Raw genomic sequence first — 15,884 nt, forward strand, 5'->3', positions numbered from 1 at the left:
GGTGTAGTCGCAATTATGCGTGAACATTGCTATTTAAAGTGGCTTTAACTGCTAAAAAATAAATCGACATGATGCTAGTTTATTCTTACATGTATTAAAAATACGGAAATGGTTGAAGGTTGATTTTGTTTAAGTTTTCACTTTAAATGTAAAATTTTTGTGGCATAATCGCGTTAAAGGAATAAATATAATAATAAGGTAATATATGTCGGTCTCTCTCTATTTTTCCCATCTAGTCGGTTTTAGTTATTGTTATGCAGGCTAAAATAACGGAAGACGTTCAGGTTGAAACTGCCGAAGGCATTAGCATTGATTTTCAACCCGCAGGATTTGCTGCTCGGACTCTCGCTTACTTATTTGATTTAATTTTGCGCTTAGCCGCTTTAATTGCCATTAGCCTTATTTTTAGTGCCGTTGGCGAGTTTGGCATAGGAATTATTTTATTAAGCAGTTTTTTACTTGAGTGGTTTTACCCCATTTTATTTGAACATTTTTGGGGGGCGACTCCGGGTAAAAAATTAATAGGTTTAAAAGTTATTTATGCCAATGGACTGCCCCTTACTTTACCCGGAGCAATGACCCGAAATTTATTTCGAGCCATTGATATTTTACCTTTTGGCTATTTGGTTGGCTTAATTAGTATGATGCTAACAGGTAAATTCCAGCGTATTGGCGATTGGGTTGCTGGTACTATGGTGGTATACCAAGGTACAACTAATCATTATTCCTTACCAAAAACAGATGTTTTATATCAACCCCAGTTTGAATTATCCACTCAGGAGCAAGTAGCAGTGATTCGTTTTGCCGAACGAACTAAAACGCTATCCGATTCCAGAGCAACTGAATTGGCTGAGATTTTATCTCCGGTTTTAAACAGTGAATTAGAATCACGCGAGTGCTTAAAGTCTATGGCTAACCGTTATATAGGTCACAGATGAAACAAACTCAATTTATTAACGCCAGAAAAGCTGACTGGCAATTACTGGAGCGTGAAATTGAAGGATCTGACAAAAACACAGATTTTATCGATTTACCGGCCTTGTTACGTGCAGTAACACATGATTTAGCAATTTCAAAAAGCCGTTCTTATAGTCCGGACTTAGTGAATAAGTTGAATACACTGGTGACTTCTGCGCAGGCGAAAATGTATCAGCCTAAACATAAGGTATGGTATGAGTTATTACGCTTTATGCGGGTTGGTTTTCCTCTTTCTGTTTTTCAGTTAAAGCGTGCAGTGATTATTAACCATTTTCTGTTCTATGGTCTGGCTTTAGTTGCTTATTTATTAACTATTTATAAGCCTGAGTTGATATATCAATTTGTTGATAATTTTCAAGTATCAAATATTGAGTCAATGTATAACCCTGAGTCAAAGTATAGATTGAAAGAACGGGCATCTAGCGGTGATTTTGCTATGTTTGGTTTTTATATTTTCAATAATATCAAACTGGCATTTCAAACTTTTGTTGGTGGTTTAGTCTTGGGAGTTGGGGCATTATTTTTCTTAATTTTTAATGGCTTTTTTTTTGGCGCTATCAGTGCTCATATCGTTAATATTGGGTATCAATCTACTTTTTTCTCATTTGTTATTACGCATGGCTCATTTGAATTAACTGCAATAGTATTGTCTGCCGCAGCTGGTACACACATAGGCTATAGCTTGTTAAACCCCGGGCGTTTATCTCGGAGTATTGCGGTTAAACAAGCCGCTAAGCGGGCATTTCCTGTGATGTTTGGCGCTTTTATATTTTTAATTATTGCTGCATTTATCGAAGCATTTTGGTCATCAAGTTTATGGTTGCCTAACTCTGTTAAATATACGGTAGGTGCTTGCTGCTGGATTTTTATTGCGATTTATTTTTATCGGGGACACAAACATGCAGCTCGATAAGTTAATTATTCAGCTCAAGCCCCGTACGGTTTGGCAAGCTGTTGATTTAGGTTGCAAAATGACTTTGTTTTGGTTTAAACCTTTGTTGTTTATCTGGTTAATTTTGTCTTTACCAATTTTTTTAATCTTGCTTTGGTTTTCCCCTTTATTAGCAATCTTAAGTATTTGGTTTTTCAAACCTTATTTTGAAAGAGCACTTTTGTATTATGTCAGTCGGGCGGTATTTTCTGAACCGGTAAACATCAAGAGCACCATTTCTAATTGGCCAGCTCAACTTAAAAATGAATGGTTTTCAAGCTTGAGTTGGCGGCGTTTATCTCCGTCTCGTAGTTTTAATTTAGCGGTGATCCAGCTTGAACAGTTAACAGGTAAAGCTTTGAGCAGACGGTTAGATATTTTGCATAAAACCAATCAGGATTTGTCCGGCTGGTGGAGTTTTATCTGTTTTTTATGGGAATGGATAATCGTATTTGCATTATTTACATTTGTTCGGTTAATGGCACCAGAAGGCGTTGCTGAATTTGGTTTTTATGAACTCTTTTTTTCTAGTTTTTGGCAAATTATGTGTGCCTGTACTTTATATATTAGTTTTGCATTTGCTGCGCCTTTTTATTTAACTTCTGGCTTTGCCTTATATTTAAATCGCAGGGTTGAACTGGAAGCATGGGATATTGAACTAGAGTTTAAAAAAATTAAGCAAAGACTTGCAGGTAAAATAGCGAATGCGCTTACGCTATTTATTTTAGGTTTTGGAGTGTTGATGCCGGATCCACTTTATGCAAATCAACCCCAACCAGTTGTTCCTGTTGAGGCAATTGAGCAACAACAAGCTGAGCAAAAAACGGTAGATGATCAGCTTGAACTAACCGAGCCGCCAATAAAGCAGGTGGTTGATTTAACCGATATTGACCATAAACTCGAACAAGTTTACCGTCAACCTCCGTTTGAAAATATTAAAACAACTCATGAAATAGTCTGGATTGGGCCAGATTTAAAAATGGATGAGTTTTCTGGGTTGGAATTAGACTGGCTTAAAAAACTACTTGAATCATTCAGCATATACCTTGAGGTAGGTATATGGTGTTTGTTTATTACTTTAGTTGGTTTTTTATTGTTTTATTGGCGTGATCAGCTATTTTTTTGGCGAAATAAAACTAAAAAAATGACAGTTGATTATGAGCAAATCCCTGACTTTATTAATACTGCTGCAATGCCGCTGGATAGTGCTCAATTAAATTTTAAACAGCAGTTTGAGTTGGCTATGAGCGGCTCAAACTATCGGCTGGCAGTCGCGTTACTCATTCAACTTTGTTTACGTAACCTAGTAAAAAACTACTCAGTTAGTTTATCCAAATCAATGACCGAAGCCGAATGTCTTGCCGCAATTAAACCCAAAGTGAATCAGGATGTTTTTGCTTATTTAGAGCGTTTATTTAAAGTTTGGATTAATTTGGCTTGGGCACATCAAAATGCCAATCAAAATATAATCTTGGAGCTGTATCAACAAACGCAGGATTATTTTTATGCACCGGATAGCGCAACGCTAAACAGTCGTACGGAGTTTCATTAAATGGAATGGCGTAAACTCCTTCGTTGGTGTCTTATTTCAGTTTTAGTTGGTTTGGTTAGCACTTGTTGTTATCAAAATTTTGAACTGAAAGAAAATCAGATCAGATTAAATTTACCCAATACTGTAATGCAAAATCCGTTTTTAGCACTGAATAAGTTGGCTGAACAGTATCAGCAAAACTTTAAGGTCTACCAGGAATATGATTTGCTATTTACTGAACAGAAAGGCAATGTCCAGCCAAAAGCAGATTCAGTGTTAATTTTAGCAAGAAGCGATACTCATTTGAGCAAGCTACAGGCAGAAAAAATTATTAACTGGGTTAAATCTGGCGGACATTTAATATTGGCTATGGATGCCGCTTTTTATAAGCAAGTCAGGGATATACAGCACCCGTTATGGCAGCAACTAAATATATCCGCACATAGTCCACTTGAGTTAGATGAACCTGAAGATGATAATTCAACAGAGGAACAAGCAGAGGTTGAATTAGATGCTGAGCAGGATGAATCTGCTCAGACAGAAGAAGACCCAGAAGAAACAGCTGAAAAAAATAAATTTGATAATGAATTTTCAACGGAAATATTAACTGATACAGGAGCCGTTTTTTATACTTTTCTTGAAAAAAGCTATCGAATTGCAGTACCAGAGAGTCTTGAGTTAATGACTTTTTTTGGTGACCAGCAAGGAGCAACCTTTGTTCAGTTTGGATTAGAGAAAGGTATTGTGAGTTTATTAACCGAAGTTGATATCTGGAATAATCGTCAGTTAGATCAGGCGCATAATGCTTATTTTTATCATTGGTTAACCAATGATAAAACAGACGTTACTTTATTTTCGGCTCAGATGGAAAACCATTGGCTCATTAATTTGTTTATCTGGTCGCCGGGATTCATCTTTTTAAGCATTTTGTTGGTTATTTTATTTGTATGGCGGCAAGCTGTACGTTTTGGCTCAATTATTACGACAGACGAAGCGCAAAAACATTTTTTTCACCAACATATAGAAGCCGCTGGTGAATATTATTGGAAACATAACCAACAATTATTATTAATTGGCAGCTTACAGCAGGAAATATTTGAGGTGTTGAATAAGCGCTGGCCGGGATTCACATTAGCAGAACAAAATGAGCAATTAGTTTATTTAAACGAATTAACTGAACTAGACAACCAGTTGATCTTACAAGCACTTTATCAAAAAAATCATCAGCATGAACAAAGCTTTACTAAGCAGATTCGTATTTTGCAAAAATTAAGGACACTAATATGAGTGATGTGGAATTAACAGAACAAGAATTACAACAAGCATCAGATTGGATTAACCGACTAGAATCGTCTGTCGCCAGTGTATTGATAGGCCAGCAAAAAGTGGTTAAACAAGTGATAACTGCATTGATTGCTGGTGGCCATGTATTGTTAGAAGGTGTACCTGGATTAGGGAAAACTTTATTGGTAAAAGCACTGGCGCAATCCATTTCAGCTCATTATCAAAGAATCCAGTTTACTCCGGACTTAATGCCTGCCGATGTGACTGGCCATTCTTTATTAGATATGCAAACAGGGCAGTTTAAAATTCGTAAAGGGCCAGCCTTTACCAACTTGTTATTGGCCGATGAAATCAATCGTGCGCCTGCAAAAACTCAAGCAGCATTATTAGAAGTAATGCAAGAGCAACAAATTACTATTGATGGCGAAGCTTACCCATTATCATCGCCTTTTATGGTTTTGGCGACTCAAAACCCAATTGATAATGAAGGCACATATCCATTACCTGAAGCTGAATTAGACCGATTTATGATGAAAGTCAACATAGATTATCCGCAGCTGGAAGATGAAGTATTATTGACAATGATGAATACTGGATTGATTGAAAACCAGAGCTTTTCTAAAAAAATAGAACCGGTTATTACCGCAGAACAAATAGAAATGCTTAAGCTTTGGGCATCTAAAGTGATCATTGATCAAAAAATTATTGAGTATGCGGTTAATATTGTTCGCACAACTCGAGAATGGCATGGAATTTCGCATGGTGCCGGAATTCGTGCCAGCATTGCATTAGTTCAGGCTGCAAAAGTACACGCGCTGAGTAAAGGACAAAACTTTGTGACGCCTGATGATATTAAACAAAGTGTTGCCGATGTATTGCACCATAGAATTATTTTATCCGCAGAGCGTGAAATTGAAGGTGTTACACCGGTTCAGGTATTAACTGAGTTGGTGAATAAAATTGATGTACCGCGCCAATAGGTTTTTATTGTTATTGCTAATAAACTCTGTTTTGCAGGAGATACCATGAAAGCCGATAAGAACCTAAAAAGTATCCGGCCAACCAGAGCATTTCTTGGCTTGATTGCATGCTTGATGCTAGTGTCTTTGATTTTTCCATTGATTGAACAGCATTATTTGCATCAGCTTGAAATTAGTTATTTTTACTTTGGGTTGGTTTTTCTGGCTGGCTTAGCTTTATTTGATATAGGGTTGAGTTGGATTAGTTTACCGGATATCGGTTTAAAGCGAATACATGAAACAAATATTTCACTTAATGTTACGCAAACAGTGACTTTAATTTTAACCAACCAGAGCACTAAAAAGTGGACGATAGAAGTAGTTGATATACTGCCCGAGATTTGCCACCAGCTTACGCCGTTAACCTCATTTGATTTAGCAGCTCAGTCTGAGCAAAAATTGAGTTATCAGTTTAATGCAGTTAAGCGCGGAGCATACCAAATACCTGCTAGTTTACTACGCTGTTTATCCCGATTTGGGTTTTGGCAAGTTTGCTGGCAGCGTAACCAACTAACAGAGCTAAACGTATTTCCCAATTTTTCCGCAATCGCTGATTTAGCCGGACTAAACGGTAGTTTAAATTTAACCCAAGCAGGATTAAAAGTATTTAATAAACGTGGCTCAGGTATGGATTTTAATCAACTAAGAGACTACCGCGAAGGCGATTCTATTCGGCAAATAGACTGGGCGGCAACTAGCCGGTTTAACAAACCAATATCCCGTGAATATCAGGAAGAAAAAAACCAGAATATTACGGTACTGCTGGATTGTGGTAAACGAATGAAAGTGCAGGATGATGAACTAAGCTATTTTGATCATGCCTTAAATGCCTTAATTTTATTAAGTTATACAGTGCTTAAAAGTGGTGACCAACTCAGCTTTATGAGTTTTGGTGAGCAAACCCGTTGGTTAGGTAAAGTCAAAGGTGGTAAAAATGTAGGGCAGGTGCTAAATCATTTTTTTGACTTATATCCTGATGCCGGCGCAAGTGATTATTTAGCTACAGCACAAACCTTAATGAAAAATCAGCACAAACGCTCATTAACTTTATTGGTTACCTGCTTAAGGGATGAAGATTTTGCTGATTTGCTCGAAGCCTGTAAGCTCTTACAACAAAAACATTTAGTAGCTGTGGTGAGTATTACTGAGCCTGTATACGAAAATATGCGCCAGGCCGAGGTGGTTAGCTTTGAACAAGCATTGGCCTATAGTTCTGCCAGCTTGTTGGAGCATAAAATTAAAAAAAGATTGGCCCTGTTGCAGCATCAAGGCGTTATTTGTTTTCAAGTTAAAACACATGAGTTAACTGCAAAAGTAATTAATACTTACTTGTCAGTTAAAAAAAGTGGCCTGCTGTAATTACTTTAACAAACCTTAAATTGTGGAATATAAAAATGGCTGCAATTGCAGCCATTTTAACGTTTAAACTGTTTTAGAGCTGATTATTCACCTTGACGCAAATAAATATCCTTGTATGCCGTATACATTGAAGCATACATCATAGGCATCACAATTAAATATCCTAAGCCAATTGGAATAATCGCTAAGATAAAAAATACAAAAAAGATGATGCCATATACTAAAAACGGCATAATATTGCGCAAACAGCCGCTAAAGCTAGCTTTCATCGCTTTAAATATTGAAAATTGATGAAAAATAATTAAAGCCGGTGCGAACCAACCCGCCATCATTAACGGTAAATAGAGTGCAAAACCAATTAGCATAGACAGAGCAAATTTGAGCGGATCTTGACCGATTATTGCATCCGGGTTACCAGCACCCGTTATTAAATCCATATAAACTGAGCCAACACAAGCGATCATAATGACCGCACTCACTATACTTATAACAAATGATAAACCAATTAATTTTCCAGGGGCTAATTTAAAACCAGCAAATAAATAACTGAGTTTAAACTTATTGCCTTTTTCTTGCTCACCGCAACCGTGCACTAAGCCAGCAGCCCAAACGTAGGTGGTTAGCATCATAAATAAACCACCGATGATCGGTATTAAACTGATTGCAACAAATAAAACCAGACCGATCAGCATAGTGATAATCCAGCCTCCGGGCGAATGTTTAAATAAGGCAAAAGCATCTTTAATCCATTGCCAGCCATGACCAACCGGTTTTTTTTGTGGATCGCCAAAAGCTAAATTTTGTGGGTCGATAACAGGGTCTAGTTCTGCCTCGGGTGCTTGATAAGGGTTTGTACTTAGGTTTTCCATACATACTTCCATATTTTAATGTTAATAAAGTGTTTATTTTGGCAGTGGTTCACACTTTTGGCAATTGATTTTATTGGAAAGTTTTGCTGAAAAATAGATTTGTATTAAAGCTTTATGAGTGATTTAAGAAATAAGTGTTGCAGCCTGAATTATTTTAATTAAGGCTGCTGATAGCACAATATATTTTGGAATGAATAAACTTTTTTAAGCCGGTTGAGTTTGTAAGTTAGTTAAGATATTGGTTAAATCTGCAAAGTTATCCAATACCCACTCTGGGTTTTGTTCAGCAATGTTTTCGCCATAATTATAGCCGTAAGTTAGGCCTACGCTGGCAATGCCTGCTGCTTTAGCGGCTAATATATCGTTGCGCGAATCACCTACCATAATGCATTGACTTATATCGACTTCCATTTTTTCACAAGCGTAATACAGTTGGTCCGGCAAAGGTTTTTTATTAGCTAAGGTATCACCGCCAACACAGACTTCAAAATAATCTAAAATACCTAAGCCTTTGATAATAGGGTTAATAAATTGCTCAGGTTTGTTGGTAACTATTGCTAAACGGTAACCTGAATCTTTTAACTCGGCTAAACTTTGTTTTACCCCTGAGTAGAGTTTGGTTTTCACACAAATATTGTTTTGGTAGTTATTTAAAAACATCGCCAAAGCTTGTTTAGCAAAAGCGGGATCTAAATGTTCTGAAATTTGCTGGCTACCACTCAGCGCCCGTTCAATTAATACTTTTGCGCCATTGCCTACCCAGCCACGAATAGTTTCTTCTGGAAACTGAGTACGTCCCAGTTCAGCAAGTGTTAAATTAACGGCTAAGGCCAAATCTGGTGCGCTGTCGATTAAAGTGCCATCTAAATCAAATAATAAAACGTTTGCTTGTGTCTGACTCAAAATATTATCTCTGTTACTGCCGATTAAAAATGAAGCTGCATTTTAACAGCTTATCTTTGTTTGTCATTGACTGGTTCAATTTTATGCTCCGCTGTCATTAAATTGTCTGCAACATGCAACTTATTGGTCATTTAACTTTAACCTTGGCTGCATAGCATACAGCTCTGTTTAAGTATTAAAACAATAAATCACGGAGATACAGCATGTTACGCAAGTTAATTACAACCAGTGTAATCGCGTCTGCGATATTTGCACAGGCTAATGCAGTACCCCTTTTTAGTGAAGATTTTAGCAAGGGTTTGAATGGTCAGTTTACGGCTTATAGCGTCTCAAGCGATAAAAACTGGGGCTTAGATGACTATAGAGGCGTAATTACAGCTTTAATGAACGGTTATGGTGGGACGACTGGCAGTGACGATTGGTTGATTTCACCTGCTATTGATTTAACACCCGCGGGCATTACTGCAGCTCAATTTAGTTTTACTTCTCGCGTTCGGTTTGACGGCAAAAATTTAAGTGTTAAAGCATCAACTGATTATGTAGCCGGAACTGACCCAAGTAAAGCAACATGGGTTGAGTTAAACGCAGCTTTACCACAAGACGGGCAAGGCTCTAGTGGCTCTTCCTTTGAGTCATCAGGTAATATCGATTTAGCGACTTATTTAGGGCAAAGCGTTTATTTAGCGTATCACTACCAAACAACTGCTGATGCAGAAGGCAATAACGCTGCTTGGCATATTGATGATGTTATGGTGGATGTGGCAGGTATAGAGACCGTTCCGGTTCAGGCGGGTTTGGTCATGTCTGAAAGTGTAGTAATGGCAGGCGATGAAATTGATTTTTCAGCTTATGCTTATGGTGGTGTTGCTGGTGATTATACCTATTCATGGGATTTAGGCGATGGTAGCAATTCAACTGATATCGAATTTACCCACGCTTATGCCGCAGCAGGTGAGTATACCGTAAGTTTAACTGTGACAGACACTGGCTCAAATTCCAAAACTGTGACTAAAACGATTATGGTTGAGGCGGTTAAAGAGCCAGTTAAATATCAGGTTAAAGCAAAAAAATCTGCCGATTCAATTCGAGTTGCCAGTTTTAATGTCAGTATGGAAGCTGAAAACTATACTTCGGATGATATTGACACAAAAGGCTCACAAATTTTAGTTGATGAACTTGCCTCTGGTGAAAATCAACAAATTAAAAATATTGCTGAGATTATTCAGCGCGTGCGTCCAGACGTTATTTTATTAAATGAATTTGATTACATTGCAGACACTAACTCAGGTGTTGAAATGTTTATTTCTCAATACCTTAACATTGCTCAGAACGAAAATGCGGTATCCATTGATTACCCTTATTATTTTGTTGCCCCTTCTAACACCGGCGAGCCGACCAGTTTTGATTTAAATAATGATGGTGAGTTTACTGCAACTCAGGATGATGCTTATGGGTTTGGACGTTTCCCTGGGCATTATGCAATGGTTATTTTATCGCGTTACCCAATCGCGCAAGATAAAGTTCGTACTTTCCAGAAATTTTTATGGAAAGACATGCCTAATCATTTAATGCCAAGCGATCCGCAAACAGGTGCTAACTGGTACAACGAGGCAGAAACAGCAGAGTTTAGATTATCTTCTAAATCGCACTGGGACGTGCCAGTTATGGTAGATGGTGAAACAATTCACGTATTAGCTAGCCATCCAACCCCACCAACATTTGATGGTGACGAAGACAGAAACGGTCGCCGTAATCATGATGAAATTCGATTTTGGGCTGATTATGTTGATACCTCAACCGCCGCTTATATATACGACGATAACGGCGCACAAGGTGGCTTAAATCAAGGTGCACGTTTTGTCATTACCGGCGATTTAAATGCATCTACCGAGGGTGATTCTTATCCTGGCACTATCGAACAATTATTGTTAAATCCGCTCGTTTCAGCAAATTATGCACCATCGTCTGAAGGGGGCTCTGCTAATGCAGGTTACTCGGATTTATCTCCTTTTCACACGGCAACTTGGGCTATGCGGGCTGATTATGTTTTACCGTCAAAAGCTGGCTTAAATGTAGAGCAGGGCGGTGTGTTTTGGCCAACAGAAGAAACCGATGCTTTTTATTTAGTTGAAAGCCGTACTGCTTCATCTGATCACAGATTAGTTTGGTTAGATTTAGCCATCACCGAAACACAAGAAATTACTGATGAGCCGGATGAGCAAGAGGCTGATTTAGTAATTGAAAGTGGCTCTTCAGGTTATTGGTTTGCACTAGCAGGTTTAGTGATGGCAATGCTAAGAAGACAAATCAGACGACAAAAATAATAACACTATAAAACTTATTGTGGCACTGCATTAAGCAATGCCACAGCCCACACCCATGGAGAAAAAAATGAAAAGCAATTTATTTAAAATGAGCTTATTAGCAACTACGGTTGCTGTGGCTTTAGCAGGATGTTCGGTAGATTTAGATTTAAGTGATGATGAGGATGATAAAGAACAACCTCAACAACAAACCGTTACGCTTGAGTTTGCTGAATTAGCTGTGCCATTAACCGATGCGGCTCAAAAAGCAGTTAGAGCATCAACCGAAGTGACAATAAATGGTGAACTACAATCCATTAATTACCACACTTTGATGGAAACTTATTATAAAGATGAGATCACGGGTGAACAATTTGGTATTTCTAAAGACTATCAGGATGAAGTTATCAAGTTTGAAGATGGCAGCCCTTATACTTGTACCGGTGCAGATGAAGCGGTGGGCTCAGGCTTAGACCATAACAGTATTTTGCAGCGCAACGGCAAAATTTATATGGTTTCACAATTTGAATGTAATATCGGCTCATTATATGTACAGCAATTACAACAAGATCAAATGGGTAAGTTAAGCCCAGTAGCCGGAACATTAGAATTTATCAGCCAAAAAGAAGAATTTGGTGGTTGGATCCACTGTGCGGGTCAAACAACCCCTTGGCAATCTCATTTAGGTTCTGAAGAATATGAGCCAAGTGGTGACTTAACTGTTGGCACAGATAATTCTACCGGTGACGGTTATTTTGATGCAGTCGCACCTTACTGGGGTGGCGATATGAATATGGCTAACCCGTATTATTATGGCTGGACACCAGAAGTACATATTAATGACGATGGCGAAGCAGTTTATAGCAAACACTATAGCATGGGGCGTTTTGCGCACGAGCTTGCGTATGTAATGCCAGATAATAAAACAGTTTATTTATCTGACGACGGTACTAACGGTGGTTTTTTCATGTTTATCGCAGATGAAGCAACTGATTTAAGTGCCGGTACTTTATATGCCGTTAAATGGAATCAAACCTCTGCCGAAGGTGCGGGTGCAGCAGATTTAACTTGGGTTAATTTAGGTCATGCATCTAATGCAGATATTCGTCCTTATGTTGCAGCTAAACCACACCTGTCTGAAATTTTTGAAATACAACAAGCAGATGAAAATAATGCTTGTAGCGAAGGCTTTACTGCTATCAATACATCTGCTGGTTTAGAGTGTGTGAAATTATTAGACATTACTAAAGATGGCAAAGTAGATGCTATGGATGAAATGGTTGCCTCTCGTTTAGAAACTCGCCGTTTTGCCGGTTACAAAGGTGCAACAACTGAGTTCCGCAAAGAAGAAGGTATCAGCTATAACGCTAAAGACGGCAAGTTATATTTAGCTATGTCTGAAGTTGCAAGGGGGATGGAAGATAACAGCAGCAATGATGCAGGCAGCAATAATGATATTCGTGTATCTAAAAACGCATGTGGTGCAGTATATGAGCTAGCAGTGGGTGAAGATTCAAACATTGGTTCAAGCTATGTTGCTAAAAACATCAGCTCATTGGTTGAAGGGATTCCGGCGAGTTATGAAGAAGGGAGCGACTATGCTGGTAACTCATGTGACGTGACCTCAATTGCATCGCCGGATAACGTAACTTATTTAGCCGATTCTAACAGCTTAATTATTGGCGAAGATACCAGTGCACATATTAATAATATGATCTGGAACTATGATTTAGACAAAGGCACGTTAACCCGTATTTTTACCACTCCGGTTGATGCAGAAACAACATCGCCTTTCTGGCATAAAGATATTAACGGCTTTGGTTACCTAACGGCGGTAACACAACATCCATTTGGTGACTCTTCTAAATCAGAAGTGGGTTATGTTGGCCCGTTTAAATTTAATTCTGCAAAATAATCCTGTCATATTAACGGATTAGCATAGATTGGGAGTGTGCGAAAGCCACTCCCATTTTTTGTAATTAACCTGAGTTGTGAACCATGAAACACTTAATTTTTTCTTGTGTTGTGTTGTTTTTATTAGCTGCCTGTCAATCAGAAGAAAAACCTACAGAACAACCAATATCTGCCAAATCAGCCACAGAAAATACAACCTCTAATCAAAGCGCTGATACTAAAACAAGGGCTGCAAACCAAAGCGAAAAAAATAACGAAAATATAGCTGCGCAGACTGATTTTTTAAAAAACCAAACTTATACCCGTGACGATGTTTTATATAACGAGTCGGCTTATATACCAGCACAATGTTATGTAAAAACTCAGGACGAATTAGGTAAAACCTACAACACTTGTTTTGCTTGTCACGGCCAAGCCATCAGACCGAATCATTTTAATGATGTTGATTTACAGCTTGAATACGGGTTTACCGCAGAATATACCCAAACTAATCGCTGGAAAAACCTGTTTAGAGACTTTAGTACAAAAACGGCACAAATAAGCGCTCAGGAAATTAAACAATATATTAAACAATCTAATTATTTTGATGAAAATGGCAATATTATGGTTAAACAACGCTTAACTGAATTAGCCGACAAAGCATGGGATGCTAATCAAAACGGGCAGTGGGATGGTTTTATTCCAGATGCTTACTTTAACTTTGATAATCAAGGATTTGATCGCACCCCAGATAACACTTATACCGGCTGGCGAGCCTTTGCTTATGCGCCTCTGCCGGGCAGCTTTTTACCAACCAATGGCCAAACAGGTGATGTTTTAATTCGTTTACCAAAAGTATTTAGGCTCAATGATAAAGGCGAGTTTGATGCGCAAGTTTATAAAATTAACTTGGCGGTTGTCGAAGCAATGATTAAAGAACAGGATTTAAAAATTGAAACTGTTGATGAGCAGCTTTATCAGGTGGATTTGGATAAAAATGGTCAATTAACTCAAACTGATACCATAAAATATCAATGGGCACCTAATCAAAATATTTTTATGTCGTATGTTGGGCAAGCTAAAACGGCTTTTAATCGCGGTGAAATTAAGATGGCGGCTCGTTTATACCCGGTCGGTACCGAGTTTTTACACACTTTAAGATATATCGATTACACCCAAAACAGCGGTTTACAATTGGCTAACCGGATGAAAGAAATTCGCTACAGCCAAAAGTCGAACTGGAATAATTATGGGCAGCTCCAAAACGCGGGATTAGGTGAAATCAAAGAAAAACATGATTTTCCCGATAGATTACGCCAATTTAGAGGCGATGCTGAACAAGGGTTGCAAACGGGTTTAGGCTGGAAAATGCAAGGGTTTATTGAAGATAAACAAGGTGACTTGCGTCCTCAAACCTATGAAGAAACTGTATTTTGTATGGGTTGCCACTCTGGAATTAGCGCTGTCACTGATAATGCGTTTGCCTATTCACGTAAATACAACGACAACCAGTTTAATTTAGGCTGGTATCATTGGAGCCAAAAAGATTTTGTTGGCACCATTGAGCGCAAACTGAGCAATGGCGATAACGAGTATACAACGTATTTAAAACACAATGGTGGTTTTGCGGATGAGTACAGAGTGAATGATGAATCTAAAACTGTCTCGGAAAAATTAGCACAAACTAACTATAACGATTTACATAACAATATTGATCTTTTGCTCAAACCCAGCCAACAAAGAGCGAGTCAGTTAAATAAAACTTATAAAACCATAGTTGAAGAACAAAGCTATATTTGGGGGCGCACACCTTTACTTAAACCGGCTACAAATAATATGCATGAGTTTATTAAGAACGGCACGCCAACCGGATTAGAAGTCGTATTAAGATAACCGAAACTGGCAGTAAAGCCGTATATGAATTAACAAAACCGGTGGTTTAAGTTGTTAGACCATCGGCTTTGCCAGTGAAAAGATTTGGAAGGATATTAAATTGAGCTTATGCTTAAAAACTTGAGCTAAAGTTAACTCAGGGAACAAAGCAGATATGGCTGAATTTAAAACTCTTATTTTATTTATTTTTACCGCAATTGCAGAAATTGTGGGTTGTTATCTTCCTTATTTGTGGCTGCGCGAAGGGAAAAGTATTTGGTTGCTTATTCCGGCAGCTTTTAGCTTAATGTTATTTGCTTGGTTATTATCTTTGCACCCCACCGCGGCAGGCCGGGTTTATGCCGCTTATGGTGGTGTTTATATTTTTGTCGCCATTTTATGGTTATGGGGCGTTGACGGTATTCGCCCCAGCACATGGGATATAATTGGCTCAGCCGTCGCGCTAGCCGGAATGGCGATTATTATGTTTGCGCCAAGATCGTCATAACAAAAGGATGATATTTGGCATGACTCTGGATTATTTTTTGATTTTTGAACAACTTTGGATGCATGGGCTAATAGTATGACACATAAAATTTTTAGTATGCCGTTTGCTAAAGTGTATCCGCTATATGTGCAAAAAGCGCAGCGTAAAAACCGCACTCAGGCAGAAGTCGATCACATTATTAGCTGGCTAACTGGTTACAACCAAACACAGTTGGCAGAACAGCTGATTAACCATCATAGTTTCGAAGCCTTTTTTGCTCAGGCCCCAAAAATGAATCCGCATACTCACCTGATTAAAGGTGTGGTTTGTGGAGTACGGGTTGAGCAGATAGATGATCCTCTCATGCAAAAAATCCGTTATTTGGATAAGTTAATTGATGAACTCGCTAAAGGTAAAACAATGGATAAAATTTTGCGTTCAGCGTAATTCATAAG

At 38.3% G+C, this 15,884-nt stretch carries 13 protein-coding genes; 11 read left to right on the forward strand and 2 right to left on the reverse strand.

All coding sequences use genetic code 11. The annotated features are described in order from the left end of the window. Window positions 1–254 precede the first annotated feature (254 nt). Genes N7931_RS06445 through N7931_RS06470 form a run of 6 tightly spaced genes read left to right on the forward strand, consistent with a single transcriptional unit; the run spans window position 255 to window position 7,102 of the window. A complete protein-coding gene (locus N7931_RS06445) occupies window positions 255–938 on the forward strand; it encodes an RDD family protein (protein WP_262792770.1) in 684 nt (227 codons plus the stop codon). Next, on the forward strand, window positions 935–1,891 hold the full coding sequence (locus N7931_RS06450; protein ID WP_262792772.1) for a stage II sporulation protein M: 957 nt from the start codon (window positions 935–937) through the stop codon (window positions 1,889–1,891). Before N7931_RS06445 ends, N7931_RS06450 begins: the two co-directional genes overlap by 4 nt. After that, entirely contained in the window at window positions 1,878–3,461 is a 1,584-nt protein-coding gene (locus N7931_RS06455) for a hypothetical protein (protein WP_262792774.1), read from the forward strand. Before N7931_RS06450 ends, N7931_RS06455 begins: the two co-directional genes overlap by 14 nt. Continuing rightward, a complete protein-coding gene (locus tag N7931_RS06460; RefSeq protein WP_262792776.1) occupies window positions 3,462–4,727 on the forward strand; it encodes a DUF4350 domain-containing protein in 1,266 nt (421 codons plus the stop codon). Continuing rightward, on the forward strand, window positions 4,724–5,704 hold the full coding sequence (locus N7931_RS06465) for an AAA family ATPase (protein ID WP_262792777.1): 981 nt from the start codon (window positions 4,724–4,726) through the stop codon (window positions 5,702–5,704). Before N7931_RS06460 ends, N7931_RS06465 begins: the two co-directional genes overlap by 4 nt. A gap of 45 nt (window positions 5,705–5,749) precedes the next feature. Next, window positions 5,750–7,102, forward strand: a complete 1,353-nt coding sequence (locus N7931_RS06470) for a DUF58 domain-containing protein (RefSeq protein ID WP_262792779.1) — start codon at window positions 5,750–5,752, stop codon at window positions 7,100–7,102. Window positions 7,103–7,185: 83 nt separating this feature from the next. On the opposite strand, the gene N7931_RS06475 is transcribed toward N7931_RS06470, so the two are convergent. Together N7931_RS06475 and N7931_RS06480 are read right to left on the reverse strand one after the other, a co-directional pair. Then, the gene (locus tag N7931_RS06475; RefSeq protein WP_262792781.1) at window positions 7,186–7,971 is read right to left on the reverse strand and encodes a BPSS1780 family membrane protein; all 786 of its coding nucleotides are present in this window, start codon (window positions 7,969–7,971) and stop codon (window positions 7,186–7,188) included. 204 nt (window positions 7,972–8,175) lie between these two features. Then, the gene (locus N7931_RS06480; protein WP_262792783.1) at window positions 8,176–8,874 is read right to left on the reverse strand and encodes a phosphoglycolate phosphatase; all 699 of its coding nucleotides are present in this window, start codon (window positions 8,872–8,874) and stop codon (window positions 8,176–8,178) included. Window positions 8,875–9,077: 203 nt separating this feature from the next. Between N7931_RS06480 and N7931_RS06485 the strand changes: the two genes are divergently transcribed. From N7931_RS06485 to N7931_RS06505, 5 genes are all read left to right on the forward strand, one after another. Further along, window positions 9,078–11,198: an endonuclease/exonuclease/phosphatase family protein gene (locus N7931_RS06485; RefSeq protein WP_262792785.1), complete on the forward strand. Its 2,121-nt coding sequence runs from the start codon at window positions 9,078–9,080 to the stop codon at window positions 11,196–11,198. Between the two features lie 67 nt (window positions 11,199–11,265). Next, window positions 11,266–13,092 carry a PhoX family protein gene (locus tag N7931_RS06490; RefSeq protein WP_262792786.1) on the forward strand — a complete coding sequence of 609 codons (1,827 nt, stop codon included), beginning with the start codon at window positions 11,266–11,268 and terminating at the stop codon, window positions 13,090–13,092. Between the two features lie 83 nt (window positions 13,093–13,175). Beyond that, window positions 13,176–14,963 carry a hypothetical protein gene (locus N7931_RS06495; protein ID WP_262792788.1) on the forward strand — a complete coding sequence of 596 codons (1,788 nt, stop codon included), beginning with the start codon at window positions 13,176–13,178 and terminating at the stop codon, window positions 14,961–14,963. Window positions 14,964–15,117: 154 nt separating this feature from the next. Further along, window positions 15,118–15,450, forward strand: a complete 333-nt coding sequence (locus tag N7931_RS06500; protein ID WP_262792789.1) for a YnfA family protein — start codon at window positions 15,118–15,120, stop codon at window positions 15,448–15,450. Window positions 15,451–15,525: 75 nt separating this feature from the next. Beyond that, window positions 15,526–15,876, forward strand: a complete 351-nt coding sequence (locus N7931_RS06505; protein ID WP_262792791.1) for a DUF2200 domain-containing protein — start codon at window positions 15,526–15,528, stop codon at window positions 15,874–15,876. Window positions 15,877–15,884 lie beyond the last annotated feature (8 nt).

Origin of the sequence: Catenovulum sp. 2E275 (assembly GCF_025515275.1) — a bacterium.
Taxonomy (GTDB): domain Bacteria; phylum Pseudomonadota; class Gammaproteobacteria; order Enterobacterales; family Alteromonadaceae; genus Catenovulum.

Excerpts from the sequence above, each read along its gene's own strand:
- N7931_RS06500 (WP_262792789.1), top strand. The coding sequence starts at position 15,118 with ATGGCTGAATTTAAAACTCTTATTTTATTTATTTTTACCGCAATTGCA.
- N7931_RS06485 (WP_262792785.1), top strand. The coding sequence starts at position 9,078 with ATGTTACGCAAGTTAATTACAACCAGTGTAATCGCGTCTGCGATATTT.
- N7931_RS06460 (WP_262792776.1), top strand. The coding sequence starts at position 3,462 with ATGGAATGGCGTAAACTCCTTCGTTGGTGTCTTATTTCAGTTTTAGTT.
- N7931_RS06455 (WP_262792774.1), top strand. The coding sequence starts at position 1,878 with ATGCAGCTCGATAAGTTAATTATTCAGCTCAAGCCCCGTACGGTTTGG.
- N7931_RS06475 (WP_262792781.1), bottom strand. The coding sequence starts at position 7,971 with ATGGAAAACCTAAGTACAAACCCTTATCAAGCACCCGAGGCAGAACTA.
- N7931_RS06450 (WP_262792772.1), top strand. The coding sequence starts at position 935 with ATGAAACAAACTCAATTTATTAACGCCAGAAAAGCTGACTGGCAATTA.
- N7931_RS06465 (WP_262792777.1), top strand. The coding sequence starts at position 4,724 with ATGAGTGATGTGGAATTAACAGAACAAGAATTACAACAAGCATCAGAT.
- N7931_RS06490 (WP_262792786.1), top strand. The coding sequence starts at position 11,266 with ATGAAAAGCAATTTATTTAAAATGAGCTTATTAGCAACTACGGTTGCT.
- N7931_RS06470 (WP_262792779.1), top strand. The coding sequence starts at position 5,750 with ATGAAAGCCGATAAGAACCTAAAAAGTATCCGGCCAACCAGAGCATTT.
- N7931_RS06505 (WP_262792791.1), top strand. The coding sequence starts at position 15,526 with ATGACACATAAAATTTTTAGTATGCCGTTTGCTAAAGTGTATCCGCTA.
- N7931_RS06495 (WP_262792788.1), top strand. The coding sequence starts at position 13,176 with ATGAAACACTTAATTTTTTCTTGTGTTGTGTTGTTTTTATTAGCTGCC.
- N7931_RS06445 (WP_262792770.1), top strand. The coding sequence starts at position 255 with ATGCAGGCTAAAATAACGGAAGACGTTCAGGTTGAAACTGCCGAAGGC.